21 protein-coding genes and 1 pseudogene are annotated in these 26411 nt (G+C 66.3%); 13 read left to right on the top strand and 9 right to left on the bottom strand.

What is annotated here, in order from left to right:
- Positions 1–80: 80 nt before the first annotated feature.
- Positions 81–1541, bottom strand: a complete 1461-nt coding sequence (locus tag H7841_10720; GenBank protein ID MEO5337349.1) for an ATP-binding protein — start codon at positions 1539–1541, stop codon at positions 81–83.
- 306 nt (positions 1542–1847) lie between these two features.
- Between H7841_10720 and napF the strand changes: the two genes are divergently transcribed.
- From napF to H7841_10750, 6 genes are all read left to right on the top strand, one after another.
- Positions 1848–2348, top strand: a complete 501-nt coding sequence (gene napF / locus H7841_10725; GenBank protein ID MEO5337350.1) for a ferredoxin-type protein NapF — start codon at positions 1848–1850, stop codon at positions 2346–2348.
- A gap of 22 nt (positions 2349–2370) precedes the next feature.
- The gene (locus tag H7841_10730) at positions 2371–2676 is read left to right on the top strand and encodes a chaperone NapD (GenBank protein ID MEO5337351.1); all 306 of its coding nucleotides are present in this window, start codon (positions 2371–2373) and stop codon (positions 2674–2676) included.
- The gene (gene napA, locus H7841_10735) at positions 2657–5146 is read left to right on the top strand and encodes a nitrate reductase catalytic subunit NapA (protein MEO5337352.1); all 2490 of its coding nucleotides are present in this window, start codon (positions 2657–2659) and stop codon (positions 5144–5146) included. The genes H7841_10730 and napA overlap by 20 nt, the downstream gene beginning before the upstream one ends.
- Before the next feature lie 79 nt (positions 5147–5225).
- Positions 5226–6029: a ferredoxin-type protein NapG gene (gene napG, locus H7841_10740; GenBank protein MEO5337353.1), complete on the top strand. Its 804-nt coding sequence runs from the start codon at positions 5226–5228 to the stop codon at positions 6027–6029.
- Entirely contained in the window at positions 6026–6976 is a 951-nt protein-coding gene (gene napH / locus H7841_10745; GenBank protein MEO5337354.1) for a quinol dehydrogenase ferredoxin subunit NapH, read from the top strand. The genes napG and napH overlap by 4 nt, the downstream gene beginning before the upstream one ends.
- A 93-nt stretch (positions 6977–7069) precedes the next feature.
- Entirely contained in the window at positions 7070–7519 is a 450-nt protein-coding gene (locus H7841_10750) for a nitrate reductase cytochrome c-type subunit (GenBank protein ID MEO5337355.1), read from the top strand.
- A 7-nt stretch (positions 7520–7526) separates the two neighbouring features.
- Here the strand turns inward: H7841_10750 and H7841_10755 are convergent.
- The 3 genes and pseudogenes from H7841_10755 to mtnA all read right to left on the bottom strand — a co-directional run bounded on the left by H7841_10755 (position 7527) and on the right by mtnA (position 10933).
- Positions 7527–7734, bottom strand: a pseudogene (locus H7841_10755) (hypothetical protein).
- 58 nt (positions 7735–7792) lie between these two features.
- Entirely contained in the window at positions 7793–9742 is a 1950-nt protein-coding gene (locus tag H7841_10760) for a methyl-accepting chemotaxis protein (protein MEO5337356.1), read from the bottom strand.
- Positions 9743–9838: 96 nt separating this feature from the next.
- Positions 9839–10933, bottom strand: a complete 1095-nt coding sequence (gene mtnA / locus H7841_10765) for an S-methyl-5-thioribose-1-phosphate isomerase (protein ID MEO5337357.1) — start codon at positions 10931–10933, stop codon at positions 9839–9841.
- Between the two features lie 372 nt (positions 10934–11305).
- Here mtnA and nifJ point away from each other — a divergent pair, with 372 nt between their 5' ends.
- The 4 genes from nifJ (at position 11306) to H7841_10785 (ending at position 18442) form a co-directional block, all read left to right on the top strand.
- Positions 11306–14896 (top strand): pyruvate:ferredoxin (flavodoxin) oxidoreductase, encoded by a 3591-nt coding sequence (gene nifJ / locus H7841_10770; protein MEO5337358.1) that lies wholly within the window; start codon positions 11306–11308, stop codon positions 14894–14896.
- A 210-nt stretch (positions 14897–15106) separates the two neighbouring features.
- Positions 15107–16840, top strand: a complete 1734-nt coding sequence (locus tag H7841_10775) for a 2-oxoacid:acceptor oxidoreductase subunit alpha (protein MEO5337359.1) — start codon at positions 15107–15109, stop codon at positions 16838–16840.
- A gap of 4 nt (positions 16841–16844) precedes the next feature.
- Positions 16845–17684 (top strand): 2-oxoacid:ferredoxin oxidoreductase subunit beta, encoded by an 840-nt coding sequence (locus H7841_10780; GenBank protein MEO5337360.1) that lies wholly within the window; start codon positions 16845–16847, stop codon positions 17682–17684.
- A gap of 53 nt (positions 17685–17737) precedes the next feature.
- Positions 17738–18442, top strand: coding sequence for a cyclic nucleotide-binding domain-containing protein (locus tag H7841_10785; protein ID MEO5337361.1), 705 nt, complete (start codon positions 17738–17740; stop codon positions 18440–18442).
- A gap of 32 nt (positions 18443–18474) precedes the next feature.
- Here H7841_10785 and H7841_10790 read toward each other — a convergent pair whose 3' ends face one another.
- The 5 genes from H7841_10790 to H7841_10810 all read right to left on the bottom strand — a co-directional run bounded on the left by H7841_10790 (position 18475) and on the right by H7841_10810 (position 23959).
- Entirely contained in the window at positions 18475–19575 is a 1101-nt protein-coding gene (locus H7841_10790; GenBank protein MEO5337362.1) for a ParA family protein, read from the bottom strand.
- Positions 19572–21074, bottom strand: a complete 1503-nt coding sequence (locus H7841_10795) for a carboxypeptidase M32 (protein ID MEO5337363.1) — start codon at positions 21072–21074, stop codon at positions 19572–19574. The genes H7841_10790 and H7841_10795 overlap by 4 nt, the downstream gene beginning before the upstream one ends.
- Positions 21055–21969, bottom strand: a complete 915-nt coding sequence (locus tag H7841_10800) for a heme o synthase (protein MEO5337364.1) — start codon at positions 21967–21969, stop codon at positions 21055–21057. The genes H7841_10795 and H7841_10800 overlap by 20 nt, the downstream gene beginning before the upstream one ends.
- Positions 21970–22080: 111 nt before the next feature.
- Positions 22081–23508: a cbb3-type cytochrome c oxidase subunit I gene (locus H7841_10805; protein ID MEO5337365.1), complete on the bottom strand. Its 1428-nt coding sequence runs from the start codon at positions 23506–23508 to the stop codon at positions 22081–22083.
- Positions 23501–23959 carry a DUF420 domain-containing protein gene (locus H7841_10810; GenBank protein ID MEO5337366.1) on the bottom strand — a complete coding sequence of 153 codons (459 nt, stop codon included), beginning with the start codon at positions 23957–23959 and terminating at the stop codon, positions 23501–23503. Before H7841_10810 ends, H7841_10805 begins: the two co-directional genes overlap by 8 nt.
- 48 nt (positions 23960–24007) lie before the next feature.
- Between H7841_10810 and fliN the strand changes: the two genes are divergently transcribed.
- The 3 genes from fliN to H7841_10825 all read left to right on the top strand — a co-directional run.
- A complete protein-coding gene (gene fliN / locus H7841_10815) occupies positions 24008–24385 on the top strand; it encodes a flagellar motor switch protein FliN (protein ID MEO5337367.1) in 378 nt (125 codons plus the stop codon).
- Complete coding sequence (phaC, locus tag H7841_10820; GenBank protein MEO5337368.1) at positions 24385–26154, top strand: class I poly(R)-hydroxyalkanoic acid synthase; 1770 nt, start codon at positions 24385–24387, stop codon at positions 26152–26154. Before fliN ends, phaC begins: the two co-directional genes overlap by 1 nt.
- 10 nt (positions 26155–26164) lie before the next feature.
- On the top strand, positions 26165–26411 hold a 247-nt coding region (locus H7841_10825; protein MEO5337369.1), incomplete at its 3' end, for a hypothetical protein.

Here is a 26411-nt window from a genome sequence, read left to right on the forward strand (position 1 = left end):
GGTCGTCCGTCGCTTGTTGTGTTCTTTCGGGTCGCGGGAACCTACCACGGACTTCCGCCGCCGTCCAAGCGGTCCTCCGCTCACGTTTCCTCGACCACCGGCAGGGCGACCGAGAAGACCGAGCCCCGCCCCATTCGCGAGCGCATTCCCAACGGATGGTCGAGCAGGCGCGCCAGACGGTCGCAGATCGCCAGCCCGAGGCCGATGCCCTCGCTCCGGTCGCGATGGGGATCGTCCAACTGGGAGAATTCCTCGAAGATGCGGCGCCGGTCGGCTTCGGCGATGCCAGGTCCGGTGTCGTGGACCTCGATGCGCAGCCGCCCGCCCTCTCGCCGACAGCCCAGCAGGATGCCGCCCTGGCGGGTATAGCGGATGGCGTTGGACATCAGGTTGCGCAGGATGCGTTCCAGCATCGCCGGATCGGAAAGCACGGTCGCGCCGCTGGTCACCACCCGGAGCGTGAGGCCACGATGAAGAGCCTGAGGCAGGAACTCGCCGCCCATCTGGGCGAGCAGGGGCTCAAGCGCCATGGGCCGCGGCCTGGCCACCACCACCCCGGCCTCCAGCTTGGAAATCTCCAGTAGCGAATCGAGCAGGCGGCGCATGGAACGTTGCGCCACTTTCAGGTCGCGGAAGATTCCCTTGGGCCGCTCGCCCTCGACCTGGCGCTCCAGCATGCCGGTGAACATGCCGATGGCCTCCAGGGGTTGCAGCAGATCGTGGCTGGCCGCGGCCAGGAAGCGGCTCTTCGCATGGTTGGCCCGCTCGGCCGCTTCCTTGGCCTCGTGCAGTTCCGAAGTGCGTTGGCGCACCTGTTCCTCCAGGGTGTCGCGGGCGGCGCGCAGTTCGTCGGATATCTCCGAGATATGGGCGATCTGGTCGCGGACATGGCCAACCATGGGCCGGAAGATCAACAGGACTTCCAGGGTCAGGGCGAGCAGGGTAAGGCCCAGCACCGTGGCTTCGAGGCGGCGCAGCCGGAGCACGGTCTCCTCGCCCTCGCGTTGGTACTGCCAAACCATCATGTCGAGGGCATCGAGCAGAGGTCCCGGCGCGACGGCCAGGACGTGGCGGACCTCGGGCCAATTGGAATGCAGGGCTTCCCGCGGCGCCTTCTGGATGGCCCGCAGCGCGGCGATGTAATCGCGCATCATGCCGTCCAGGGACTCCGGGCCCTCGAAATACATGGCGCGCACCGTCTCGCTCATGCCCGACGGCAGACCCAGGACGTCGCTGCCCTCGATCAGGCCCTTGTGGGATAGTTCCAGGAGATTGGCCGCCTGGCGCAGCTTGGCCGCGGCCAGGCCGTATTCCGCCGCGTCCTCGGCATCCAGCATGGTGCGTACGAAGAAGGCGGTACGCTGGGAGAGCATGCGCTGGCGGCCCGAGATGTTGACCACCGCGCCCGAGGTGGCTTCTTCGGCGATCACCATTTCGAAGGATCCGTAGGCGAGGGACGCCAGTACGGCGATCACCGTGAGCGCCAGAACGTAGCGCCGGGTCATCCAGGCGGTGGAACGGGTGTTGGCGGCGTCGGTCATGGCTTTCCCTCCGTTTCGCCGCCGCAGGATAGCGCAACCGCCGTCCCGGCCCAACCACCGCAGTTCTGGTACTTTGGTGCCAGCCAAGGCCGCGAAACAGGTCCGGATTCCGTAAGCTATCGTTCGACATCAATGGTTTTCATACTTTGGTTTTATTCGTGTTGACTCAAGTGCTGGGTCCGCCTATCGTCTTTTGCCAATTAACAGGTCCGCGCCGTGTTTTAAGGGGGCATGGCAGCCGGGTCGGCGACGAGGGGAAACGACTGGGCAGCCTTGGCGTTCGAGGTTGCGGGAGGAGGCGGGCAGATGCCCGAGGCGGTCAGCCGATTGGCCTTGCTGCGAGGACGATTCCGTCAGGAACGCCCGCCCATGCGGCCCCCCTGGGCCCTGGCGGAGGACTTGTTCGTCGAGGCCTGCGACGGCTGCACCCGCTGCCGTGGCGCCTGTCCCGAGAAGATTCTGGTCGCCGGGGCCGGCGGCCTTCCCCAGATCACCTTCGCCACCCGCCACTGCACCTTCTGCGGTGCCTGCGTCGAAGCCTGTCCGACCGGGGCCCTGTCGGCGTTCGAGACCGGCGAGGAACCTCTCCGGCGTGCTCCCTGGGCGCGGCATGCCGAGGTGGGCGCTTCCTGCATCTCGCTGGCCGGCGTGGCCTGCCGCCTGTGCGGCGACCCCTGCGGGCCGCGCGCCATCCGTTTCCGACCGGCGACCGGCGGCCGCGCGCTGCCGGTGGTCGACCAAGCCCTCTGTACCGGCTGCGGCGCCTGCGTGGCGCCCTGTCCGGTTCAGGCCATCACCATCCATTGACGGGAGGACCGGGACCAAGGCCATGAGCATTTCCAGTCTGGTACTTCACGCGAAACCCGAAGACGTCGAGCGGGTCCGGAAGCAGGTGCTGGCTATCGCCGGCACCGATATCCATGCCGTCTCGCCCGAAGGAAAGATAGTCGTCACTCTTGACGACCCCGACACGCAGTCGGCGACCGACAAGCTGACCGAACTGCACAAACTGGACGGCGTCCAGGCGGCGGCTCTGGTCTACACCTACTTCGAGGACGAGAATCGGAACTCGTCCGACCACCATTTTTCGAACGCTGCTGGAAAGGAGGAGGCACATGACGTTATCCAGGCGTGACTTCATCAAGACGAACGCGGCCTTGGCCGCGGCTTCCGTCGCGGGGGTAAGTCTCGAAGCCCAGGCTGCCGAGGACGGCATCCGCTGGGACAAGGGCGTTTGCCGCTATTGCGGCACGGGCTGCGGCGTGCTGGTCGGCACGAAGGACGGCAAGGTGGTGGCCACCCAGGGCGACCCCGACGCGCCGGTCAACAAGGGGCTGAACTGCATCAAGGGCTACTTCCTGTCCAAGATCCAGTACGGCAAGGACCGCCTGACCACGCCGTTGCTGCGCGGCAAGGGCGGCGTGTTCGACAAGAATTCCAGCGACTTCTCCCCGATTTCCTGGGACAAGGCCTTCGACATCATGGCCGAGAAGTGGAAGGCGGCCATCAACCCCGAGGACGAGGCCAACACCAAGGTCGGCATGTTCGGCTCGGGCCAGTGGACCATCTGGGAAGGCTATGCGGCCGTCAAGTTCATGAAGGCCGGTCTGCGTTCCAACAACATCGACCCCAATGCCCGCCATTGCATGGCGTCGGCCGTGGTCGCCTTCATGCGCGCTTTCGGCATGGACGAGCCGATGGGCTGCTATGACGACTGCGAGCACGCGGACGCTTTCGTGCTCTGGGGCTCCAACATGGCGGAGATGCACCCCATCTTGTGGTCGCGCATCACCAACACCCGCCTGACCAAGCCCAACACCGAAGTGCACGTGCTCTCGACTTTCGAGCACCGCTCCTTCGAGTTGGCGGACAACGGCATGATCTTCGTGCCGCAGACCGATCTGGTCATCCTGAACTACATCGCCAACTACATCATCCAGAACAAAGCCTATAACAAGTCGTTCGTCGAAAAGCACGTCGCCTTCACCAAGACGGCGACCGACATCGGCTACGGCCTGCGTCCCGAGCATCCGCTGCAGAAGGCGGCCAAGAATGCCGGCAAGGGCGATCTGGAAAAGATCGGCTTCGACGAATACGCCAAGCTGGTCAGCGAGTACACGCTGGACAAGGCTTCCCAGATGTCGGGCGTGCCCAAGGACAAGCTGGAGCGTCTGGCCAAGGTCTATGCGGACCCGAAGAAGAAGGTCACTTCCTTCTGGACCATGGGCTTCAACCAGCACACCCGCGGCGTCTGGGTGAACGGGTTGCTCTATAACGTGCACCTGCTGATGGGCAAGATCGGCGAACCGGGCAACAGCCCCTTCTCGCTGACCGGCCAGCCCTCGGCCTGCGGCACCGCCCGCGAGGTCGGCTGCTTCACCCATCGCCTGCCGTCCGACATGGTGGTGATGAACGAGAAGCACCGCGAGTTCGCCGGCAAGATCTGGAAGGTTCCGGCCAAGGTCATCCCGGCCAAGCCGGGTTACCACGCGGTCCTGCAGCACCGCATGCTGAAGGACGGCAAGCTGAACGCCTACTGGGTGCAGTGCGTGAACAACATGCAGGCAGCGCCCAACATGAACGAGGAAGGCTATCCGGGCTACCGGAACCCGGCCGCGTTCGTGGTGGTGACCGATGCCTACCCGACCGTCACCGCGACCTCGGCGGACCTGATCCTGCCGGCGGCCATGTGGATGGAAAAGGAAGGTGCCTACGGCAACGCCGAACGCCGGACCCAGTTCTGGCGCCAGCAGGTGGACGCTCCCGGCGAGGCCAAGTCGGACCTGTGGCAGATCATGGAATTCTCCAAGCGCTTCCAGCTCAAGGACGTTTGGCCGAAGGCCGTGATCGCGGAAAGCGGCTACAAGCCCGAAACCACCCTGTTCGACGTGCTTTACGCCAACGGCCAGGTCAACAAGTTCGGCCTGGACCAGATCCAGAAGGGCCACAACAACTCCGAGTCCAAGGCCTTCGGCTTCTACGTCCACAAGGGCCTGTTCGAGGAGTATCGCCGCTTCCACCAGGAAAACCCGAAGGAAGGCCACCAGATGGCCGAATTCGAGGTCTACCACAACGCCCGTGGGCTGCGCTGGCCCGTGGTCGACAACAAGGAGACCCTGTGGCGCTACCGCGAAGGGTACGATCCCTTCGTCAAGGCCGGCGAGGGCTGGAAGTTCTACGGCAACCCGGACAACAAGGCGAAGATCATCTTCGCCCCGTTCGAGCCCGCCGCGGAAGCTCCGGACAAGGACTACGACCTGTGGCTCTGCACTGGCCGCGTCCTGGAGCACTGGCACTCCGGCTCGATGACCCGCCGCGTGCCCGAACTGCACCGGGCGTTCCCGAATGCGATCCTGTTCATGCATCCGGACGACGCCACCAGCCGTGGCCTGAAGCGCGGCGACAAGGTCAAGATCGCGACCCGTCGCGGTGAAGTCGAGACTCGCGTCGAGACTTCCGGCCGCAACAAGCCGCCCAAGGGCTTGGTGTACTTCCCCTGGTTCGACGAGAGCCAGCTGTGCAACAAGCTGACCTTGGATGCCACCGACCCGCTGTCCTTCGAGACCGATTTCAAGAAGTGCGGCTGCAAGGTGGTGAAGGCCTAGGGCCTGCAAGGGTCCGAGGCGTTCGGGGGAATGATGGAAGGCACTGGGAGTGGTGAGAGTTGAGAAGGAGCAACCACCCGTGAAGACCACTCGCCCCGAACGCGGCGACTCCGTCAACCGCAGGCAGTTCCTGGCCGATTCGGCCAAGGCTGCCTGCGGCGTCGGGGTCTTCGGCGTCGGATTGGGCCTGTTCGCCAAGCAGGCCCAGTCCCTACCCGCCATGGCGCTCAGACCGCCCGGCGCCCTGCCCGAGGACAAGTTCCTCGCGGCCTGCACCCGGTGCGGACTCTGCGTCCGCGATTGTCCCTACAACACCCTTCGGCTGGCCACGGTCGGCGAGGCGGTGGCGGTGGGGACACCCTATTTCGTCGCCCGCGAGGTGCCCTGCGAGATGTGCCAGGACATCCCCTGCGTCCCGGCCTGCCCGACCGGCGCCCTCGATCGCTCGCTGAAGAAGATCGAGGAAGCCCGCATGGGCCTGGCCGTGCTGATCGACCAGGAAACCTGCATCGCCTTCCTGGGCCTGCGGTGCGAGGTCTGCTATCGCGTCTGCCCCGTGCAGGGCAAGGCGATCACCATCACGCGCGCGGCCAATGAACGCACCGGCAAGCATGCCCTGTTCCTGCCGGTCGTCCATTCCGACCATTGCACCGGCTGCGGCAAGTGCGAGAAATCCTGCATCCTGGAGGAATCGGCGATCCGGATCGTGCCGGCCAAGATCGCCAAGGGCAAGATCCAGGCCCACTACAAGCTCGGCTGGGTCGAGAAGGAAAAGCACGGCGAGGCCGTCAAGGGCCTGATCGACCTGCCCGACCGCATGCCGGAAGTGCCGCCGCCCTCCTTGTCCACCCTGCCGACCGGACCGGTAGGAGGTGGCCGATGAGCAAGGGCACCCTCTACACCCCCGGTGCCGAGGCGGTGGCGGTCAAGGGCCGCTTCGCCGCCTACCGCTGGCTGATCCTGCGCCGCGTTTCCCAGGTCGGCATCCTGGTCCTGTTCATGGTCGGGCCGGTGCTGTTGTGGCTCAAAGGGGCGGGCGGCCGTCCGGCCGAGGTCTTCTGGCCGGTCAAGGGCACCCTGGCTTCCAGCCTGACCCTGGACGTCCTGCCGCTTACCGATCCCTTCATGGTCCTGCAAAGCCTGGCGGCTGGCCACGTGATGACCAAGACCGCCTTCATCGGGGCGGCCATCGTGCTGGCGTTCTATCTGCTGGTCGGCGGGCGCACCTATTGTTCGTGGGTCTGCCCGGTCAACATCGTTACCGATGCGGCCCATTGGCTGCGTCAGAAGCTGGGCCTCAAGGGCGGCATCCAACTCGCCCGCCGCACCCGCTACTGGGTGATGGCGATGGCCCTGATCGTGTCGGCGGCCACCGGCGTGCTGGCCTGGGAACTGGTCAACCCGATCACCATCTTCCAGCGCGTGTTGACCTTCGGCGTCGGCCTGGGCTGGCTGGTGATCCTGGGAATATTCCTCTACGACACTTTCGCCTCGAAGCGGGGCTGGTGCAGCCATCTTTGCCCCGTCGGGGCCTTCTACGCGCTGGTCAATCGCTTCGGGCTGGTCAAGGTGAGCGCCGCCAAGCGTTCCGCCTGCACCAACTGCATGGACTGCTTCGCCGTCTGCCCCGAACCCCATGTCATCACGCCGGCGCTCCGCGGGGCCGACCGGGGGCTGGGGCCGGTGATCCTGTCCGCCGATTGCACCAACTGCGGGCGCTGCGCCGATGTCTGCGCACCCGCGGTGTTCGAATTCGCCACCCGTTTCGCCAACCAGTCGGAGGCGAAACCGGGTGAACACGCATCCTCTCAGGTGCCCAAGGCGGCCTGAGGGGTAAGGAACGGCCGGCGGGCGGGTGGAGCTGCCCGCGGGTCAAGGAGAGTTTGGGTTTTGGACGACGTTTCTCAGCAAGGAGGTTTCGCCATGAGAAGGTTGATCGCTCTGATGGTGGGGGTCATGGGCCTCGGCCTGGTGTCCGTTTTGCCGGCCTGCGTGGCCGAGGGGCCGACCGTTTCGGCCTTCAACAACGCGGCGCCGCAAGCGCCGGTGGCCGAGATGTACGGCCTCGACCTGGAGCAGAAGCAGCATGCCCGCACGTTTTCGACGCAGCCGCCGATGATCCCCCACAAGACCAACTACGACATCAGCCTGAAGGCCAACGGCTGCATGAAGTGCCACGATCCGGCCAATGCCAAGAAGGAAGAGGCCCCGGCGGCCGGCAAGTCGCACTACGTCGACGCCTCCGGCAAGGTCCAGGACAAGCTGCTGGGCACCCGCTACTTCTGCACCCAGTGCCATGCCCCGATGACCAAGGCCACTCCGCTGGTCGAGAATACCTTCCAGGGCGACGTACCGGCCGCCAAGGCCAAGTAAGGCCTGCCTATCGGGAAGAACGAAGGGCGCGTCCGCAGGGCGCGCCCTTTTCCGTGGTTCCTCCGGGAATTCCGGGGGAAGCTGCACGGAGCTTGAGGAAGAAGTATTCGATGACCTTGGTCTTGTTGTTGACGCCCTCCAGCAAGCTGGTGTGGAGAGGAGCCATCGGCAGTGGGCGAGGATGCCGTGGAGTGGGGCTCCAGACGGCGGGCGAAGGCGACGAGGGGGCGGCGAATGGCCGATTCTGCAACAAGCTCCTCAAGGGCGGAAATTCTAGGCGCCCCGCACTTCCTTGACGAAGGCTTCCACCTGTCGGCGAAGGTCGCCCGCCTGCGTGGCGAGTTGATCCGCCCCGCCCAGGACCTCGGTGGCCGCATGTCCGGTCTCGCCGGCCGCCTGGGTGACGCCCGTGATGTTGGACGAGACCTCGTTGGTTCCCGCCGCCGCCTGTTCGACGTTGCGAGCGATTTCCTGGGTGGCGGCGCCCTGTTCCTCCACGGCCGCTGCGATGGCGGACGCCACCTCGTTGATGCGGGCCACCGTGCGGCCGATGCCGCCGATGGCCTCGGCGGCATCCCGGGTGGCAGTCTGAACGGCGCCGATCTGGCCCCCGATTTCTTCCGTCGCCTTGGCCGTCTGGTTAGCCAGATTCTTGACCTCGGAGGCCACAACGGCGAAGCCCTTGCCCATCTCGCCCGCACGCGCCGCCTCGATGGTCGCGTTGAGTGCCAGCAGGTTGGTTTGCTCCGCGATATCGGTAATCAGGTTGACCACCTCGCCGATCTTCCTCGCCGCCTCCACCAGCCCTTGCACGGTCCGGTAGGTGTTTTCCGCCTCGGTCACCGCGCTACGCGCCACTTCCGAGGACTGGGTGACCTGGCGGCTGATCTCGGAGATCGAACTGGACAGTTCCTCGGTCGCCGAGGCCACCGCCTGTACGTTGGCCGAGGCCTCCTCGGCCGCCGCCGCCACCGCTGCCGACTGGCGGCTGGTCTGTTCGGCGTTGGCCGACAGGGACTGGGCTTCCGAGCGCATCTGCCCGGCGGCCGTCGAGACCGCATCGACGATTCGCCCCACGCGGTCCTGGAAGCTGTCGGCCAGATTGTGCATGGCCGCCTTCTTCTCTTCCTCGGCGCGGCGTTCGGCTTCCACCTGGTCGGCCTGCATCCGGCGCATATGAACCGCGTTATCCTTGAAAACCTGGACCGCAGCGGCCATCTGGCCGATCTCGTTGGCCATGTCGCGGCCCGGCACCTCGGTCTCCAGATTCCCTTGGGCCAGAAGTTCCATGGCCGCGGTCATGCGCCCGATGGGAGCGCCGATGCCGCGCCCGATGAGCAGCGCCAAGCCGACCACCGCCGCCGCCACGACGATCATGGCTCCCACCATGGTACGGAACGCCCCGTCGGTGATGCTGCGGGCTTCCGAAACGGCGGAGTTGTAGTCTTCCTCCCCGTCCCGGATCAGCTTTTCCAGCAAGGGCTCGGCCGTGGCGAAGATATCGCTCAGCTTCTTGGTCGATTCCTTGATGCCGAGGACGATGGCCGCCACCTTCTTGAAGTCGGCGACATAGGAATCCATCAGCCCGGAAACACCCGCCTTGTCGCCCAGGGCCGAAGCCTCCAGGGCCTTGGCGAACTCCGCCTGCCGCTGTTCCAGGTCGGCGATATACTTGGGGTCCTCGCGCAGCAGGAAGTCCTTCTCGTGCCGACGCATCATCAGCATCAGGTTGGCGAGTTTCGCCTCCTGGGCATCCTTCAGCTTGGTTTCCACCTGGTGGACCGAGTCGCGCAGCCGGCCGCGCAGGCCGTCCTTGTCGCCGAGCCCGGCCTCCTTCCACATCGCCACGACGATGCCGAACTGTTTGGAGTAGTCTTGGTAGCCGGCCTTGACCTGATCCACCAACTTGAGCACATCGACTTCGTCGTGATGGCCGCGCAGCTTGTCGAGTGATGCCGCCACCAGATCGCCGGTCTTGCCGTGGGCCGCGGCGTACTTCTCGTCCAGGCGGATCAGGAAGTCCTTTTCGTTCCGCCTGGCGTTGAGGAAGTTGTATTTGATGGTCTCGCCGAGATGCAGGCTCTCCATGGCCGTCTGCTGGGCTTGGCGCACCCTTTCCAGCTTGGCGTTGCTGGTTCCGTAGATGATCCCGACCAGGACGAACCCAACCAGCGCAATCACGCCGATCAGCGCGATCTGCAACCCAACGGCAAGCTTCTTCATCGAACGTCACCCCCTGGATAGCACCAAGAACCGCGCGCCCGCCCCCCAAGGCGACCTTCCGGACGCGATTATGACACCGAGATTACCGTTTTGTTACTATGATTTTTCCGGGAACAGCCCGGATAGGCCGGATTCGGTGGCCGGGCAGACGCCTCGTTCGGTGACCAAAGCGGTGACCAGGCGGGCCGGGGTCACGTCGAAGGCGAAATTGGCCGCCGGGGTGCCTTTGGGCGAGATGGTGACGGTCGCCGTGTTGCCGTCGTCGGTCCGGCCCCACAGCCGGGTCACCTCGCCGCCGTCGCGCTGCTCGATGGGCACTTCCCGGACGCCGTCGCGGATGCCCCAGTCAAGGGTCGGGCTGGGCAAGGCGACATAGAAGGGCACGCCGTTATCGTGGGCGGCCAGCGCCTTCAGATAGGTGCCGATCTTGTTGCAGACGTCGCCGCAGCGGGTCGTGCGGTCGGTGCCGACGATGCAGAGGTCGACCTCGCCATGCTGCATCAGGTGGCCGCCCGCGTTGTCGACGATCAGCGTATGCGGCACGCCGTGGCTATTCAGTTCCCAGGCGGTCAGGCTGGCGCCCTGGTTGCGCGGCCGGGTCTCGTCCACCCAGACGTGAATGGGAATGCCGGCGTCGTGGGCCTTGTAGATGGGCGCCAGCGCCGTCCCCCAGTCCACGGTCGCCAGCCAGCCGGCATTGCAGTGGGTGAGCACGTTGACGCGGCCCTTCCTGCCCTTCCGGTCCCAGGCCTTCTCGATCAGGACCTTGCCGTGATCGCCGATGGCCGAGCAGATGGCGACGTCCTCGTCACAGATCTCGGCGGCGCGCCGGTAGGCGGCGACGGCGCGGTCGGCGGGGGCGAGCGGCGCTAGTGCCACCTTCATCTCGTCCAGCGCCCAGCGCAGGTTCACCGCCGTCGGACGGGTCTCGTAGAGCCGGTCGCAGGCGCTTCTGAGGCCGGCGTCGGAAGAATCGGCCCGCATGGCGAGCGCCACGCCGTAAGCGGCCGTCGCGCCGATCAAGGGGGCACCGCGTACCAGCATGGCGGAAATGGCGTGCGCCGTTTCGGCCAGAGTCTCCAGACGCAGCACCACGAATTCGTGGGGAAGGCGAGTCTGGTCGATGATCTCCACCCCCCAGCCGTCGTCGGCCGGCCAGATGGTGCGGAAGGGCTTGCCGTTGATCTTCATGGGAAGGCTCCTTGCTGACGATGATGCCTTAGTAACTTCGGGCGCCCACGGAAGCAACCGGCTGCTTAGCCGGATCGGGCCCAAGTCGGGGGCGGCCGCGATCCTGGGAAAAGGTGGAGAGGGCACACTTGACGCCCCTGGGGACCCCTTTCCTTGCGGCACCGCAACAGGAGGCTGCGCAACAATATTTCTCCCTGGAATTCTAGGGGATATCTTTTTTTCATCGGGCCTTGCCGCCGACGCAAGGTTCGCATATTCTGCCCACCCGTGCTGCGCCGCAGCAATCCGGTTCGCGCATCCACGGGAAACCAATAAATGCCGCATCGACCAAGCGGCGGGGACAGGACAACGCCAGTCAGAAGGAGCTCTCGCATGGCGCAACGGAGAATGATCACGGTCGACGGCAACGATGGCGTCACCTCGGTCGCCCACCGGACCAGCGAGGTGATCGCCATCTACCCGATCACCCCATCTTCGACCATGGGCGAGGGCGCCGATGCCCGGTCGGCAGCCGGGATGAAGAACATCTGGGGCGTGATTCCCGAAGTGGTCGAAATGCAGTCGGAAGCCGGCGCCGCCGGCGCCGTGCATGGCGCCCTCCAGGCCGGTGCGCTCACCACCACCTTCACCGCCTCGCAAGGCCTTCTGCTGTTCATCCCGAACATGTACAAGATCGCCGGCGAACTGACGTCCTTCTGCATGCATGTTTCCGCCCGTACCATCGCGGCCCACGGCCTGTCGATCTTCGGCGATCATTCGGACGTCATGGCCTGCCGCCAGACCGGCTTCGCCATGCTGGCCTCCAACTCGGTGCAGCAGGCCCACGACATGGCCGCCATCGGCCATGCGGCGACGCTCAAGGCGCGCATTCCCCTGCTGCACTTCTTCGACGGATTCCGCACCTCCCACGAGGTGGCCAAGATCGAGGAGCTGACCGACGACGATCTGCGCGCCATGATGGACGAGGACCTGATCGCCGCCCATCGCGCCCGCGCGCTGACCCCCGACAAGCCGGTCCTGCGCGGCACCGCCCAGAATCCGGACACCTTCTTCCAGATGCAGGAAGCCCGGAACACCTACTACACGGGTTGCGCCGAAATCGTCCAGGAATCCATGGACCGCTTCGCCAAGCTGACGGGCCGCCAGTACAAGCTCTATGAATACGTCGGCCACCCCGAGGCGGAGCGGGTGATCGTCATCATGGGCTCGGGCGGCGAGACCGCCCACGAGGCGGTCAATTTCCTCACCGCTCGCGGCGAGAAGGTGGGCGTGCTGAAGGTCCGCCTGTTCCGGCCCTTCTCCCTCGACCACTTCATCGGCGCCCTTCCGGTCAGCACCCGCGCCATCGCGGTGATGGACCGCACCAAGGAGCATGGATCGCTGGGCGAGCCGCTCTATCTCGACGTGGTCACGGCGCTCGCCCAGGCCAAGGCCGCCGGCCAGCGCGCCGCGGCCCAGGACCCCCGCGTCATCGGCGGCCGCTACGGCCTGTCGTCCAAGGAATTCACTCCGGGCATGGTCAAGGCCGTGTTCGACGAACTGGCCAAGGACAAGCCCAAGACCAACTTCACCGTCGGCATCGTCGACGACGTCACCAAGCTGTCGCTCGACTACGATCCGTCCTTCAACACCGAGCCCGCGGGCGTCAAGCGCTCGGTCTTCTACGGCCTGGGGTCGGACGGCACGGTGGGCGCCAACAAGAACTCGGTCAAGATCATCGCCGAGAACACGGACAACTACGGCCAAGCCTACTTCGTCTACGATTCCAAGAAGGCGGGCGCGATGACGATCTCGCACCTGCGCTTCAGCGCCAATCCCATCCAGTCGGCCTATCTGATCGACAAGGCCGAGTTCGTGGCCTGCCATCAGTTCGGCTTCGTCGACCGCATCGACATGCTGAAGCATGCGGCGCCGGGCGCCACCTTTCTGCTGAACGCCCCGGACGGCCCCGACGACATCTGGGACAAGCTGCCGCGCTCCATGCAGGAAGCCCTGATCGAGAAGGGCTGCAAGATGTACGTCATCGACGCCACCCGGGTGGCGGGCGAGACCGGCATGGGCAAGCGCATCAACACGGTGATGCAGACCTGCTTCTTCGCCATCTCGGGGGTGCTGCCGCGCGACGAGGCCATCGCCCAGATCAAGAAGGCGATCAAGAAAAGCTACGGCTCCAAGGGCGAGAAGGTGGTCGAGCGGAATTACGCCGCCGTCGATCAGACCATCCAGAACCTGTTCGAGGTCAAGGTCCCCAAGCAGGCCACCGCCAACCGCGATCTGCCGCCCATCGTGTCCGACAAGGCACCGGAATTCACCCGCCGCGTTCAGGCCATGATGATCGCCGGCAAGGGCGACCTGCTGCCGGTCAGCGCCTTCCCCATCGACGGCACCTGGCCCTTGGGCACCACCAAGTGGGAAAAGCGCAATCTGGCCATCGACATCCCGGTCTGGGAATCGGAACTCTGCATCCAGTGCAACAAGTGCGCCCTGGTCTGCCCGCACGCCGCCATCCGCGTGAAGGCCTATCCGGCTGCCGATTTGGCCAAAGCCCCCGCCAAGTTCCTGTCCATGGACTACAAGGGCAAGGAATTCGGCGACAACGTCAAGTACACGGTCCAGGTGGCGCCCGAGGACTGCACGGGCTGCCAAGTCTGCGTCAAGGTTTGCCCCGGCAAGGACAAGAAGAACCCGGACCGGCTGGCTTTGCGCATGGAGCTGCAAGCCCCGTTGCGTGACCAGGAGCGGGAGAATTTCGAATTCTTCATGGACCTGGCCGATGCCGACCGCACCAAGCTGAAGCCCAACGTCAAGATGTCCCAGTTCGGCCAGCCTCTGATCGAGTTTTCGGGAGCCTGTTCGGGTTGCGGCGAGACGCCCTACATCAAGCTGATTACCCAGTTGCAGGGCGACCGCACCATGTTCGCCAACGCGACCGGATGCTCCTCGATCTACGGCGGCAATCTGCCGACCACGCCCTATACCACCAATTGCGAGGGCCGCGGCCCGTCCTGGGCCAACTCCCTGTTCGAGGACAACGCCGAGTTCGGCCTCGGCATGCGGCTCGCCCTCGACAAGCACGGCGACCAGGCCCGCATCCTGCTGACCGGCTTGGCCGGCCAGTTGGGCGACGAACTGGTGGCCGCCCTCGTCAATGCCGACCAAGCCAGCGAGGAAGGCATCCGCAACCAACGCAAGCGGGTGTTGGAACTGCGCAGCAAGCTGGCCGCAATCAAGGGGGCCGAGGCGCGCCGCCTGGAAACCCTGGCCGACTATCTGGTCAATAAGAACGTCTGGATCCTAGGCGGCGACGGCTGGGCCTACGATATCGGCTACGGCGGCCTCGACCACGTCATCGCGTCCGGCCACAACGTCAACATCCTGGTGATGGATACCGAGGTCTATTCCAACACCGGCGGCCAGCAGTCCAAGGCCACCGCCATGGGGGCCGCGGCCAAGTTCGCCGTGGCCGGCCGTTCGCTGCCCAAGAAGGACCTGGGCCTGATGGCCATCGCCTACGGCAACGTCTATGTCGCCTCGGTGGCCATGAACGCCAAGGACGCCCAGGCGGTGAAGGCCTTCGAGGAAGCCGAATCCTACAAGGGCCCGTCCCTCATCATCGCCTACTCGCCCTGCATCGAGCATGGCTATCCCATGGAGATGTCGGTCGAGCAATCGCGTCTGGCGGTGGAAAGCGGCTACTGGCAGCTCTATCGTTACGATCCCCGACGCTTGGGAACCGGCCAGCCGGCCCTGGTGCTGGACAGCAAGGACCCGACGATTTCCCTGGACGACTACATCTCCAAGGAAAACCGCTTCAACGTGGTCAAGCGCGCCAATCCGGAACGCTTCGCCATGCTGATCGCCGGCGCCGAGAAGGAATTCAAGCGCCGCCGCGCCGTCTACCAGAAGCTCGCCGAGTTGGCTATCCCGGCCGACGAGCCGACGTCCCGGAAGGCCGCCGAATAGGCGATGACGAAAGGCCGGGGCCCAGACCCCGGCCTTTTTTTCCTTCTTCACAGTCCCCAAATTCCAATGCGGCAGGTCTCTCTTTCGCACTTGCGAAAAGCAACCGATATGGTAATTTATTCGCAATAAACAGAGCGGCCGTGTCAAAAGACCGCAAGGCTCCGGTAAACCGGGGTCCGGCGCACACATGCAGCAAGGCGGGAGTAACCCATGGCTCGTAAGCAGCGGGTAAGGGATTCGGTTTCCATCGCATTGACGGGCAGCGGCGGTTCGGGCGTCATGACGGCCGGGCAGATGCTGCTGGACGCGGCCGCCAGGGCCGGTTGGTACGGCATGATGGCTCGGTCGTCGGGCCCGCAGATTCGCGGCGGCGAGGCGGCGGCCTTCATCCGCCTGTCGCTGGAACCGGTGACGGCGCCGCCCGGCACCTTCGATCTGATGTTCGCCTTCGATTGGATGAACGTCGAACGCTTCGCCGCCGAGATTCCCTTGGACGGCGACAGTGCGGTGATCGGCGATCCGGCCGCCGGCGCCATGCCCGAGGCCATCGCCGGCACTCCGGCCCGCAAGGTCGATCTTCCCCTGCAGGAACTGGCCAAGGAAGTTCCCGGCGGTCGCCCCAACATGGTGGCCCTGGGCGTCATCGCCACCTTGGTCGGCCTGCCCGAGGAACGGGTGCTGTCGGTGGTCGAGAAGGCCCTGGAAAAGAAGGGGCCGGAAGCCATTCGCGCCAGCACGGCGGCCATCAAGGCGGGCCGCAAGGCGGCTCTGGCCCTCGACGCCCAATGCCCCCTGAAGGCCGATGGCGCCGATACGCTCAAGGAACGCTGGAACATCAGTGGCAACGAGGCGGTGGGCTTGGGCGCGCTTCGCGGCGGCGTGCGCTTCGTCGCCGCCTATCCGATCACGCCCGGCACCGAGATCCTGGAGTGGCTGGCCCCCAATATCGAGAAGGTGGACGGCACCCTGGTCCAGGCGGAGGACGAACTGGCATCGGTGAATATGATTATCGGCGCCTCATTCGGCGGCGTGCCTTCGCTGACCGCGACCGCAGGCCCCGGCCTCGCCCTGATGATGGAAAGCATCGGCTTGGCAGTGGCGGCGGAAATCCCCATCGTGGTCGTGGACGTGCAGCGCGGCGGCCCGTCCACCGGCATCCCGGTGAAATCGGAACAGAGCGATCTCAATATCGCCCTTTTCGGCCTGCACGGCGATGCGCCCCACGTCGTCACCGCCGCCACCTCGATCGGCGACTGCCTATTCACCACCCAGTGGTCGGTCCATCTGGCAGAGTCCCTGCAGTGTCCGGTGATCATGCTGTCCGACCAGTCCCTGGGCCAATCGCGGGCGATCATCGACAAGCCGCCCGCCGCGCCATACGCGGCCCGGCGCGAGACCCCGCCCGACGGGGTGGAGAACTACCGCCGCTATGCGGTCACCGAATCGGGCGTGTCGCCCATGGCCGTGCCGGGTATCCGGGGCGGGGAGTACGTGGCCGAAGGGCTCGAACACGCGCCCAGCGGCCGCCCTTCCAGTCAGGCCGGCGACCACCAAGCCCAGTTGGACAAGCGCCAGCGCAAGCTGGACCGGTTCGACTTCGGCGGCGCTTGGGCCCATGTGGAAGGCGAAGGCGAGATCGCCGTCGTGACCTGGGGGTCGAGTACCGGTCCCGCCGCCGAGGCGGCGGCCCGCCTGCGCGCCGAGGGCAAGAAGGTACGCTTGGTCTCCTTGCGCCTCCTGATGCCGGCCCAGCCCGAACGGATGGCCAAGGCCCTGGAGGGCGTCTCCCAGGTCCTGGTGGTGGAACAAAGCCATTCCCAGCAGTTCTACCGCTATCTCAGGGCCTTCTACGACCTGCCGGGCCAGGTTTCGATCTTCGCCCAGCCGGGCCCGCTGCCCATCCGCCCCAATCAAGTCTACGACCATTTGGCGAGTTGGAGGTAATTCCATGGATGCCCTGTTGGACGCCCCGCGTCTCGGCCCCAAGGACTACAAGTCGGACTACAAGCCGGTCTGGTGCCCCGGTTGCGGCGATTACTCGGTCCTGTCGTCGGTCACCAAGGCGCTGGCCGAACTGGAAGTGCCGCGCGAACAGGCGGCGGTGATTTCCGGAATCGGCTGTTCGTCGCGCATTCCCGCCTATACCAGCGTGTACGGCTTCCACGGCGTGCACGGCCGTGCCCTGGCCCTGGCCACCGGGCTCAAGCTGGCCCGCCCCGACCTCACGGTACTGGTGACCGGTGGCGACGGCGACGGATTTTCCATCGGCGGCAACCACTTCCTGCACGCATGCCGGCGCAACGTCGACATCACCTATATCGTGATGGACAATCAGGTCTACGGCATGACCAAGGGCCAGGCCTCGCCGACCACCGCTTCCGAATGGTCGGGCAGCAAGCTGACGCCCTACGGCACCGGCGTCAGCCCCTTCCAGCCCTTGGCGGTGGCCCTGTCGGCGGGCGCCAATTTCATCGCCCGCAGCTTTTCGGGCGATCCCAACGAGGTGGCGCGCCTGATCGTCGAGGCGGTGCGCCATCCCGGCTTCTCGTTCCTGCAGATTCTCAGTCCCTGCGTCACCTTCCGGCCCGAGCAGCGGGGCTGGAAGGACGCCGTCCGCCCGGCGCCCATCGAGCCGACCTCGGACCCGGCGGTGGCCGGCAAGCGGCTGATGTCGGACGACGGTTTCAACACCGGCATCCTCTATCTCGGCAACCGGCCGGCCTACGAGACGCCCATGGAAGCCAAGACCAGCCGCCTGGCGAAGATCGAGAACGCGTTCTCCCTATAGCCATTCCATTCCTGCTGGGATTATGATGCCCCCGAAACAGCTTCGGGGGCATCATGACTGCCAAGCCGCTGTCGGCCAAGGATTTGGAAATCGTCCGCCGTAATCCACTGTTCGGCGGCCTGCCTGCGGAGACCCTTGACGCCCTGCTTCACGAATCGCGGGTTGTCGAACAGCCGCGCGGCAAGCTGCTGTTCCTCAGGGGCGAGCCGGCCAACTGGTTCTTCCTGCTGCTGGAAGGCTGGGTGAAGGTCTTCCGTGATACTCCCGACGGCGAGCAGACGGTAATCGCCATCATGAAGCCCGGCGAGACCATCGCCGAGGCCGCCATCTTCTTCGGCAGCGACTACCCGGCCAGCGCCGAGGTGGTCGATAATGCCCGTCTGGTGGAAATTCCAGCCGCTCCCCTGCTCAACCAGCTGCGGCAGGACCCCGACCTCGGTCTCAAGTTGCTGGGCGCCTTGTCCATGCGCCTGCGCCGCTTGGTGCGGCACATCGAGCAACTTCAGGCCCGCTCGACATCCCAGCGCCTTGGCGACTTCCTGCTGGGCCTCTGCGAAGCGGAAGAAGGTCCGGTCTCGCTCAAGCTGCCCTACGACAAATCCCTGATCGCCGCCCGCCTGGGCATGAAGCCGGAAAGCCTGTCACGGGCGCTCGCCAAGCTGAAGAAGCTGGGTGTTTCCTCGCGCGGCCACACGGTCGAAATCGACAATGTGGCGACGCTCCGCGACTACTGCGAGGTGGGGGGACGGGACGACTGAACCCGCCGCTCGCGCTGGCGCGAAGACGGGCCTCACGGCCTCGGCCACTCCAGCAACGCCAGGGCCAGGCCGCCTACCGCCAACAGGGCCAGGAGGACCAGGGCCAGGGCGGACCGGGCGCCGAAAACCGCCGGGCGGGGGGCTTCCAGCAGTGGGAGGGCTTTGTCGTCTTCCTCCGCCAGGGGTTCTCCCCAGGCGCCGGGAACCTCCTGGGAAGCTGCCGACTCCTGGACCCGCCGGGCCAGGGCCTCGTCGGAACGTTCACGATGTTTCTCGCCTGCCAGGCGGTTCGCCACCCCGGCCGCCGCCCGCAGGAAGGACTCGATGGAGGGCTCCAGGCCGGAATCGTCGGTCTCCGGCACGTCGCGCAGGTTTTCCAGGCGGTAGAGCGTCTCGCCCGCCAGGCGCATATAGGCCAAGGCTCCGGCGCAGGCCGGATCGAAGACCAGTACCGGCATGCCGCGGAACGCGGCCTCCGAGATGCGCTCCTCGCGCGGGATGGCGGTCTCGAGAACCCGCCGCCCCAGATGGGCGCGCACCTCCTGGGCGACCAGTTGGCTCAGGCGTTCCTTGGGGTCCAGCATGGTCAGCACCACGCCGTAGCGCAAATCGGGATGGTGCAGGTCCTGAACCCGGCGGATGGAGAACAGCACCTGGTTCAACCCCTCCAAGGCGAAGCTTTCCGCCTGCACGGGGATCAGCACCTTGTCGGCAGCCACCAGGGCGTTCAGGCTGAGGATGCCGAAGGAAGGCGGACAATCCACCACCACGTGGTCGAAGCCTTCCACCTTGGCCAACGCCTCGCGCAGGGCGAATTCGGGCGCCATGCCTCCAACCCGGATGTCGGCCGTCGCCAACTGCATGGCGGAACCGACGAGCTTCAGGCCCGGCACCGCCGTCGCGACGGCAAGCTCGGCAGGCGTCCCTTCGCCGCGCAGCAACTCCGCGGTGCCTCGTCCGATGCGGGCCCGGTCGATGCCCAGCGCCGCGCCGGCGTTGCCTTGCGGGTCCATGTCCACCAGCAGCACCGACCGGCCGGCGGCCGCCCAGGCGGCAGCCAAGTTGACCGCCGTGGTGGTCTTGCCCACTCCCCCCTTGTGGTTCAGGACGGCGACGACGACGGGATGGGTCATGGTGCCGCCAAGTAGCGGCGTTCGAGGTGGGCCTTGTAGAGAGCCGGGTCGAGGGGGCGTCCGGTCGCCTCCATCAGAAGGCCCTGGGAGCTGAGCGACGAGCCCTTCCCGTGCACGTGCCGGCGCAGCCAGGCCAGCAGGGGGGCGAAGTCGCCCTTGGCGATGGCGGTTTCCAGGGCCGGATCGGCGCGCTTGGCGGCGTCGAACAACTGGGCCGCCATCATCGCCCCCAGGGTATAGGTGGGGAAGTAGCCCCAGGCGCCGTCGTACCAATGGATATCCTGCAGGCAGCCCTCGCGATCCGTCGGCGGGACGATGCCCAGCAGGCGCCGCATGCCGTCGGCCCAGGCCTCGGGCAGGTCGCGGACCTCCATGCGGCCCTCGATCATGTCCTTTTCAAGGCGGTAGCGCAGGATGACGTGGGCGGGATAGGTGACTTCGTCCGCTTCCACCCGGATGAAGCCGGGCCGCACCCGCGTATAGAGACGGTAGAGATTGTCCGCCTCCCAGGCCGGGCCGCGCCCGCCGAAGGCTTCGCGCAGCAAGGGCGCCGCGAACACCAGGAACGGCCGCGACCGGCAGACCTGCATTTCCATCAGCAGCGACTGGCTTTCGTGCACCGCCATGCCGCGCGCCTCCCCCACCGGCTGGCCGCGCCAGACGGGCGGCAGGCCGCGTTCGTACAGCGCGTGGCCGGTCTCGTGCAGCACGCCCATCAGGCTGGAGGTGAAGTCGTCCTCGTTGTAGCGGGTGGTGATGCGCACGTCGTCCGGCGTGCCGCCGCAGAAGGGATGCAGGCTGACGTCCAGTCGGCCATGGTCGAAGTCGAAACCCAGGGTCTTCATCAGCCGCACGCCCAGGTCGCGCTGCCTAGGGATGGGGAAAGGGCCGGACAGGGGCTTGAGCGACGGCCCCGCCGCCTGGCGTTCCAGCACCCGGGGCAGGAAGCCGGGCAGGAAGGATTCCAGGTCGGCGAAGACGGCATCGATGTCGGCCGAACGGCCACCCGGCTCGTATTCGTCCAGCAGGGCGTCGTAGAGCCCGACGCCCAAGCATGCCGACTTGGCCTCGGCGGCGCGGCGCACCAGGCCCAGCAGGCGTTCCAGGTAGGGCCGCACCGTCTTGAAGTCGTCGTCGGCCCGCGCCTTGCGCCAGACGGTCTCGCATTCCGATGCCGCCCTGGACAGGCTGGTCACCATCTCCTCGCTGAGTGCCGTGGCGTGGCTCCAGACGCGGCGCATCTCGCGCAGGTTGGCCGCTTGCCAGGGCTGCAGCGCCGCCGGGTCCTCGGAAGCATCGGCGATCAGGTCGGCGGTGCGCGGATCGACCAGCAGGGCGTGTTCGACCGCCTTCATTTCGGCCAATTGGTCGCCCCGCGCTTCCGCGGCGCCGGGGGGCATCATGGTCGCCATGTCCCAATGCAGGATCGAGCGCGCCTGGCCCAGAAGGTTCAGGCGGCGGAAGCGGGCTTCCAGTTGTTCATACGAGGTGCCCGACATGCAACGACAGGCCCCGGTCCGCCAGCATCAGCATGAACACCAGGAACAGGTAGAGGATGGAGAACAGGAACAAGCCCCGCGCCGCCGCCACCTCGTCACTGTTCCAGACCTTGCGCACGCGATTGAGCAACAGCGCGTCCAGCGCCAGGGCGCCCGCGCCATAGATGAGCCCCGACATGCCGGTCGCCAGCGGCAGCAGGGTGGCCGGCACCAGGATCAGGCTGTAGATCAGGATCTGCTTCTTGGTTTCCTTCACCCCGGCCACCACCGGCAGCATGGGCACGCCGGCCGCCGCGTAGTCGCCGCTGCGGAACAGGGCGAGCGCCCAGAAATGGGGGGGCGTCCAGAGAAAGATCACCAGGAACAGGATGAACGAGTCGAATCCCACCTCGCCGGTCGCCGCCGCCCAGCCGATCATCGGCGGGAATGCGCCCGAGGCGCCGCCGATGACGATGTTCTGCGGCGTGCGGCGCTTCAGCCACATGGTGTAGATGAAGACGTAGTACCCGATGGTCATCGCCAGCAGCCCCGCGGACACCGCGTTGACCAACAGCGCCATGCCGATCACCGACGCCACCGACAGCACCGATCCGAACCACAGGGCGGCCGAAGGCTTCATGCGCCCGGCCGGAATGGGACGATCCTTGGTGCGCGTCATGTGGGCGTCGATGTCACGGTCGTACCACATGTTGATCGCCCCGGAAGCGCCGGCGCCGATGGCGATCAGCAGGATGGCGACGAAGCCGGTCAGGGGATCGACGCCGCCTGGCGCCATCAGAAGCCCGGTCAGGCCGGAAAAGACCACCAGCGACATGACACGCGGCTTGAGCAAAAGGGCGTAGTCGGACAGGCGGGCGCGCTCGGCGATCGCCTCCGGCGAAGCCGAAGCCGGCAAAGGCGCATCCACCGCCGCGCCTTCCGTCGTCTGCGAAGCTCCTTGGGTCACCCGATCCTCCGTCCGCCCCGCGTCATCTTACACGCTTTGCCCCAGCCGGGGAGCCATTTCTTAGGAGTCCGAGGGATGGCGGGGCCGGCGCAGCAGCGCGGCGCTCACCGTCCAGATGAACATCACGCCCCCGATCACCGCGATCGCCGCGCCCACGCCGTTCATGGTCATGCCGATCTTCTGGGCGATATGGGTGAGACCCTGTTCGGCGCCGGCCATCTTGCGCGGCGTGCCGTAGCCGCCGGCCAGGAACAGCCCCAGGCTGGCGAAGCCCTGGCCCAGGCCGAACAGCCAGACCTGGGCGAACAGGGCCTTGCCACGCTTCACTTGGCGGTCCAGCAGCGGCAGGAACAGGCGGAAGAACAAGCCCATGAAGGCCAGGTTGATGCCGGCGATCACCCCGTGGTAGTGGGCCGGCGTGCGGGTGTCGGTGCCGTCGACGAACAGGCCCAGCAGGCCGCCCAGGCCGAACACGCCGATGGACAGCACCAGGCAGACGAAGGCCGGATCGCGCCAGGGCAGGCCGCCCTTGTCGGCGCGGTGGCCCAGGATGCCGATCGCCGTGGTGCCCGCCGCCAGCAGGGCGGGCGGCGCCAGGGCGTACTGCAGGTCGGTGAACTCGGGCTGCCGGGCGCCGTCGAAGGCCAGGTAGAACAGCGGCGCCAACGCCGCGAAAACGGCGGGCAGGACCACGGCCGCGGTATGCAAGCGCTCGCTGCCCAAGGGCGCCCCGAAGGCCATGCCGCCCAGCATGTACCAGGCGACCGCCAGCAGGGTCACGTTGACGAATTGCAGCACGTGCCCGCCGCCCCAGAACAGGCTTTCGTTGAAGGTGTGGTCCACGGCGTCGCCGGCGATCCTGCCGTAGGCCAGGGCGAAGCACAAGAGGGCGACGGCGTAGATGCCCGCCGCCAGGGTCAGGCCCAGGGACAAGGGACCGTGGGGATTCTTGCGGCTGCCCAGGTTGAGGAACAGGCGCACCGCCTCCAGCAGGATTCCCGCCCCCAAGACGGCAAGGCCGGCGTAATAGAGGGGATCGGTGATGACCGGGACGTAGTTGTTGAGAATCGGCTCGCCGCGATCCTTGAAGGCCGGCAGGAACAAAAGGAAGAAGGCGGCGCCCAAGGACATCAGGGCGAAGCGGCCCAACTGGCGGAACTTGGGCTCGCCGCCGGTGATACGCACGGTGGCCAGGTGCAGCAGGGCCCCGAAGACCCCCAGGAACCAGACCACGAACGAGAAGATGACGTGGATCACCAGCCCCTTCTTGAAGAAGTCCAGCGGCCAGGGAAAGACGTCCTGGATGCCGGGAATGCGCGACAGGGCCAGCAGCACGGCGAAGATGCCGGCCACGGCCAGGGCGGCCACGGAAGCGGCGCACCATCCCCACAGTTCGCGCTGGGTGCAGGGCGCGCAGCCTTCGGCCAGGCTTTCCACCTTGGACCAGAGGCGCAGGGGCGGTTCGGCGGATAAGGATTGGTCAGACATGGGCCTGGGGAAAAATGTGGACGGCCATCACATAGACGACGACGCCGGTCACGGCAACATAAAGCCAGAGCGGCAGGGTGAAACGGGCCCAGCGCCGGTGGCGCTCGAAGCGGCCGGTCAAGGCGAGGAACAGGGTCCAGGGCACGGCCAGGGCGGCCACGGCGGCCAGCAGCACGTGGCTGGCCAGCAGGGTGAAGTAGACCGGCCGGATCGCCCCCTGGCCGCCGAACTTCGCCAGGCCCGAGTTGGCGTGGTAGTACAGGTAGGCCACCAGGAAGGCCACGGACACGCCCACTGCCGCCAGCATGGCCTGGCGATGGGCGTCCTTGGCGCCCTTGCGGATGCGGGCGTAGCCGTAAGCCAGCAGGGTGGCCGAGGCGACGTTGAGGCCGGCCAGCAGATGGGGGAACTGGGTGATCTCGATCATGGCCCCACCATAGCTGTCCGCCACGGCGTTTCCAATATGGACGGCGAAGGACGGCGGGAGTAGGCTGGGCCCATGGCAGGAGACGACGATTTCGACATGGCTGCCGCCCTGATGGAGCAGCAGCAGGAAGAGGAAGAGGCCAAGGCGAAGACCAAGGCCAAGCCTTCGGCCCGTTCCGGTGGCGGCGGTGGCGGCGGTGCGCCCGAGGGCATGGATACCATCGAGGCCGTCTACGACATCCCGGTCGAGATCATCGCCGTGCTGGGCACGGCTTCCATGCCGATCTCGCAGATCCTGAAGCTGGGCCGCGGCGCCGTGGTGGAACTGGAACGCATCATCGGCGAACCCATCGAGATCCACGCCAACAACCGCCTGGTCGCCCGCGGCGAGGTCGTGGTGGTCGAGGACCGCCTGGGCGTCCAGATCACCGAGGTCATCCGGACCACCTGATGACCGACCTTCCCGATTCCGACAAGGCCGCCAAGGCTTGGGCCGAGCTTTCGGCCCGCGCCGCCAAGGCCGCCGAGATGTTCTGGAAGAATCAGGCTTCCGGCGACGGCTTCGCCGTGCCCGATCCAGGCATGGTGATGCGCAGTTTTGCCGAAGCCGCCTCCAAGCTGATGGCCGACCCGGAAAGGCTGGCCGCCGCCCAAGCCCGGCTGTGGCAGGACCATGCCCGCCTGTGGGAGGCCACCTCGAAGCGGCTCAAGGGCGAGGCCGCGGCGCCGGTGGCAATGCCCGATCCTTCCGACAAGCGCTTCGCCGACGAGGCCTGGTCGGAACAGGCGGTCTTCGACTTCGTCAAGCAGTCCTACCTGCTGACCTCGCGTTGGATGCAGGGCACGGTGCAGGGCATCGAGGGGCTGGACGGCCGGACCGCCCGCAAGGTCGACTTCTATACCCGCCAGTGGCTGGACGCCCTGGCGCCTTCCAATTTCATCGCCACCAATCCCAAGGTGCTGAAGGCCACCCTGGAAAGCGGCGGCGAGAACCTGCTGAAGGGATTCCGCCATCTGGTCGAGGATATGGAGAAGGGCCAGGGCCGGTTGCAGATCTCGATGACCGACGCCAAGGCCTTCGTCTTGGGCGAAAACGTCGCCGCTACGCCGGGCAAGGTGGTGTTCCAGAACGACCTGATGCAGTTGATCCAATATGCGCCTTCCACCCCCAAGGCGCGGCGTCGGCCGCTGCTGATCGTGCCGCCCTGGATCAACAAGTTCTACGTCCTGGACCTGCAGCCCAGGAATTCCTTCATCAAGTGGGCGGTGGACCAGGGCAACACGGTCTTCGTCGTTTCCTGGGTCAACCCGGACGAACGCCTGGCCCACAAGACCTTCGACGACTACCTGCTGGAAGGCCCGGTGGCGGCGCTGGACGAAATCCGCCGCATGACCGGGGAGGCCAAGGCCAACCTGGTCGGCTACTGCATCGGCGGCACGCTGACCGCTTGCACGCTCGCCTGGCTGGCGGCCCGCAAGGAGGATCGCGTGGCTTCGGCCACCTTCCTCACCACGATGACCGACTTCCGCGAGGCGGGCGAACTGTCCGTCTTCATCGACGAGGAACAGATCGGCCTCCTGGAAAGGCACATGCAGAAGAAGGGCTACCTGGAAGGGGCCCACATGGCCACCGTCTTCAACCTGATGCGGGACAACGACCTGATCTGGTCCTTCGTCGTCAACAACTACCTGCTGGGCCGCGATCCGCTCCCCTTCGACCTGCTCTACTGGAACGCCGATTCGACCCGCATGCCGGCCATGATGCACGGCTTCTACCTGCGCGAGATGTACCTGAACAACCGCCTGATCGAGCCGGGCGGCATCGCCTTGGCCGGCCAGGCCATCGATCTTCGGCGCATCAAGGTGCCGGTCTACCTGCTGTCCACCCGCGAGGACCATATCGCCCCCTGGAAATCGACCTATGCCGCCACCCAGATATACAAGGGGCCGGTGAAGTTCGTGCTCGCCGCTTCCGGCCATATCGCCGGGGTGGTCAATCCGCCGGCCAAGGGGCGCTACTGCTACTGGACCGGCGATGCCCTGCCCGCCGATCCGCAGGCTTGGCAGGCGGCGGCGGAACGGCACGAGGGCTCCTGGTGGCCGGACTGGGATGCCTGGCTGAAGAAACATGCCGGACGCGGCCAGGTGGCGGCCCGCGATCCCGGCGAAGGGCTGGAGGATGCGCCCGGCTCCTATGTCAAGCTGCGCATCGTCGAATGAGGACCGCGCCATGACCGAAATTCGCGAAGCGGCCGGCCTGACCTGGAAACGGGACGGCGACGGCTGGGCGGCCGAGAACGAACTGGGCAGCTACCGGCTGGTCGAGGTGGGCGCCGGGCAATGGACCGATTTCTGGTGGCCGGTGGATGAATCCTGCGGCTGCGGCATCCAGGCGCGCGGCGGGCGGGATTTCGACGACTTCGACCGGGCGGCGGCGGCGGTGGCCGCCCTGGCCCGCGACCTGGCCCCCGGCCTCG

The organism is Magnetospirillum sp. WYHS-4, assembly GCA_039908345.1.
Taxonomy (GTDB): Bacteria; Pseudomonadota; Alphaproteobacteria; order Rhodospirillales; family GLO-3; genus JAMOBD01.

Bases quoted from the DNA above. Each gene is read 5' to 3' on its own strand.
- H7841_10720 (MEO5337349.1), bottom strand. From the start codon at position 1,541: ATGACCGACGCCGCCAACACCCGTTCCACCGCCTGGATGACCCGGCGC.
- napF (MEO5337350.1), top strand. From the start codon at position 1,848: ATGCCCGAGGCGGTCAGCCGATTGGCCTTGCTGCGAGGACGATTCCGT.
- H7841_10730 (MEO5337351.1), top strand. From the start codon at position 2,371: ATGAGCATTTCCAGTCTGGTACTTCACGCGAAACCCGAAGACGTCGAG.
- napA (MEO5337352.1), top strand. From the start codon at position 2,657: ATGACGTTATCCAGGCGTGACTTCATCAAGACGAACGCGGCCTTGGCC.
- napH (MEO5337354.1), top strand. From the start codon at position 6,026: ATGAGCAAGGGCACCCTCTACACCCCCGGTGCCGAGGCGGTGGCGGTC.
- H7841_10750 (MEO5337355.1), top strand. From the start codon at position 7,070: ATGAGAAGGTTGATCGCTCTGATGGTGGGGGTCATGGGCCTCGGCCTG.
- H7841_10760 (MEO5337356.1), bottom strand. From the start codon at position 9,742: ATGAAGAAGCTTGCCGTTGGGTTGCAGATCGCGCTGATCGGCGTGATT.
- mtnA (MEO5337357.1), bottom strand. From the start codon at position 10,933: ATGAAGATCAACGGCAAGCCCTTCCGCACCATCTGGCCGGCCGACGAC.
- nifJ (MEO5337358.1), top strand. From the start codon at position 11,306: ATGGCGCAACGGAGAATGATCACGGTCGACGGCAACGATGGCGTCACC.
- H7841_10775 (MEO5337359.1), top strand. From the start codon at position 15,107: ATGGCTCGTAAGCAGCGGGTAAGGGATTCGGTTTCCATCGCATTGACG.
- H7841_10780 (MEO5337360.1), top strand. From the start codon at position 16,845: ATGGATGCCCTGTTGGACGCCCCGCGTCTCGGCCCCAAGGACTACAAG.
- H7841_10785 (MEO5337361.1), top strand. From the start codon at position 17,738: ATGACTGCCAAGCCGCTGTCGGCCAAGGATTTGGAAATCGTCCGCCGT.
- H7841_10790 (MEO5337362.1), bottom strand. From the start codon at position 19,575: ATGACCCATCCCGTCGTCGTCGCCGTCCTGAACCACAAGGGGGGAGTG.
- H7841_10795 (MEO5337363.1), bottom strand. From the start codon at position 21,074: ATGTCGGGCACCTCGTATGAACAACTGGAAGCCCGCTTCCGCCGCCTG.
- H7841_10805 (MEO5337365.1), bottom strand. From the start codon at position 23,508: ATGTCTGACCAATCCTTATCCGCCGAACCGCCCCTGCGCCTCTGGTCC.
- fliN (MEO5337367.1), top strand. From the start codon at position 24,008: ATGGCAGGAGACGACGATTTCGACATGGCTGCCGCCCTGATGGAGCAG.
- phaC (MEO5337368.1), top strand. From the start codon at position 24,385: ATGACCGACCTTCCCGATTCCGACAAGGCCGCCAAGGCTTGGGCCGAG.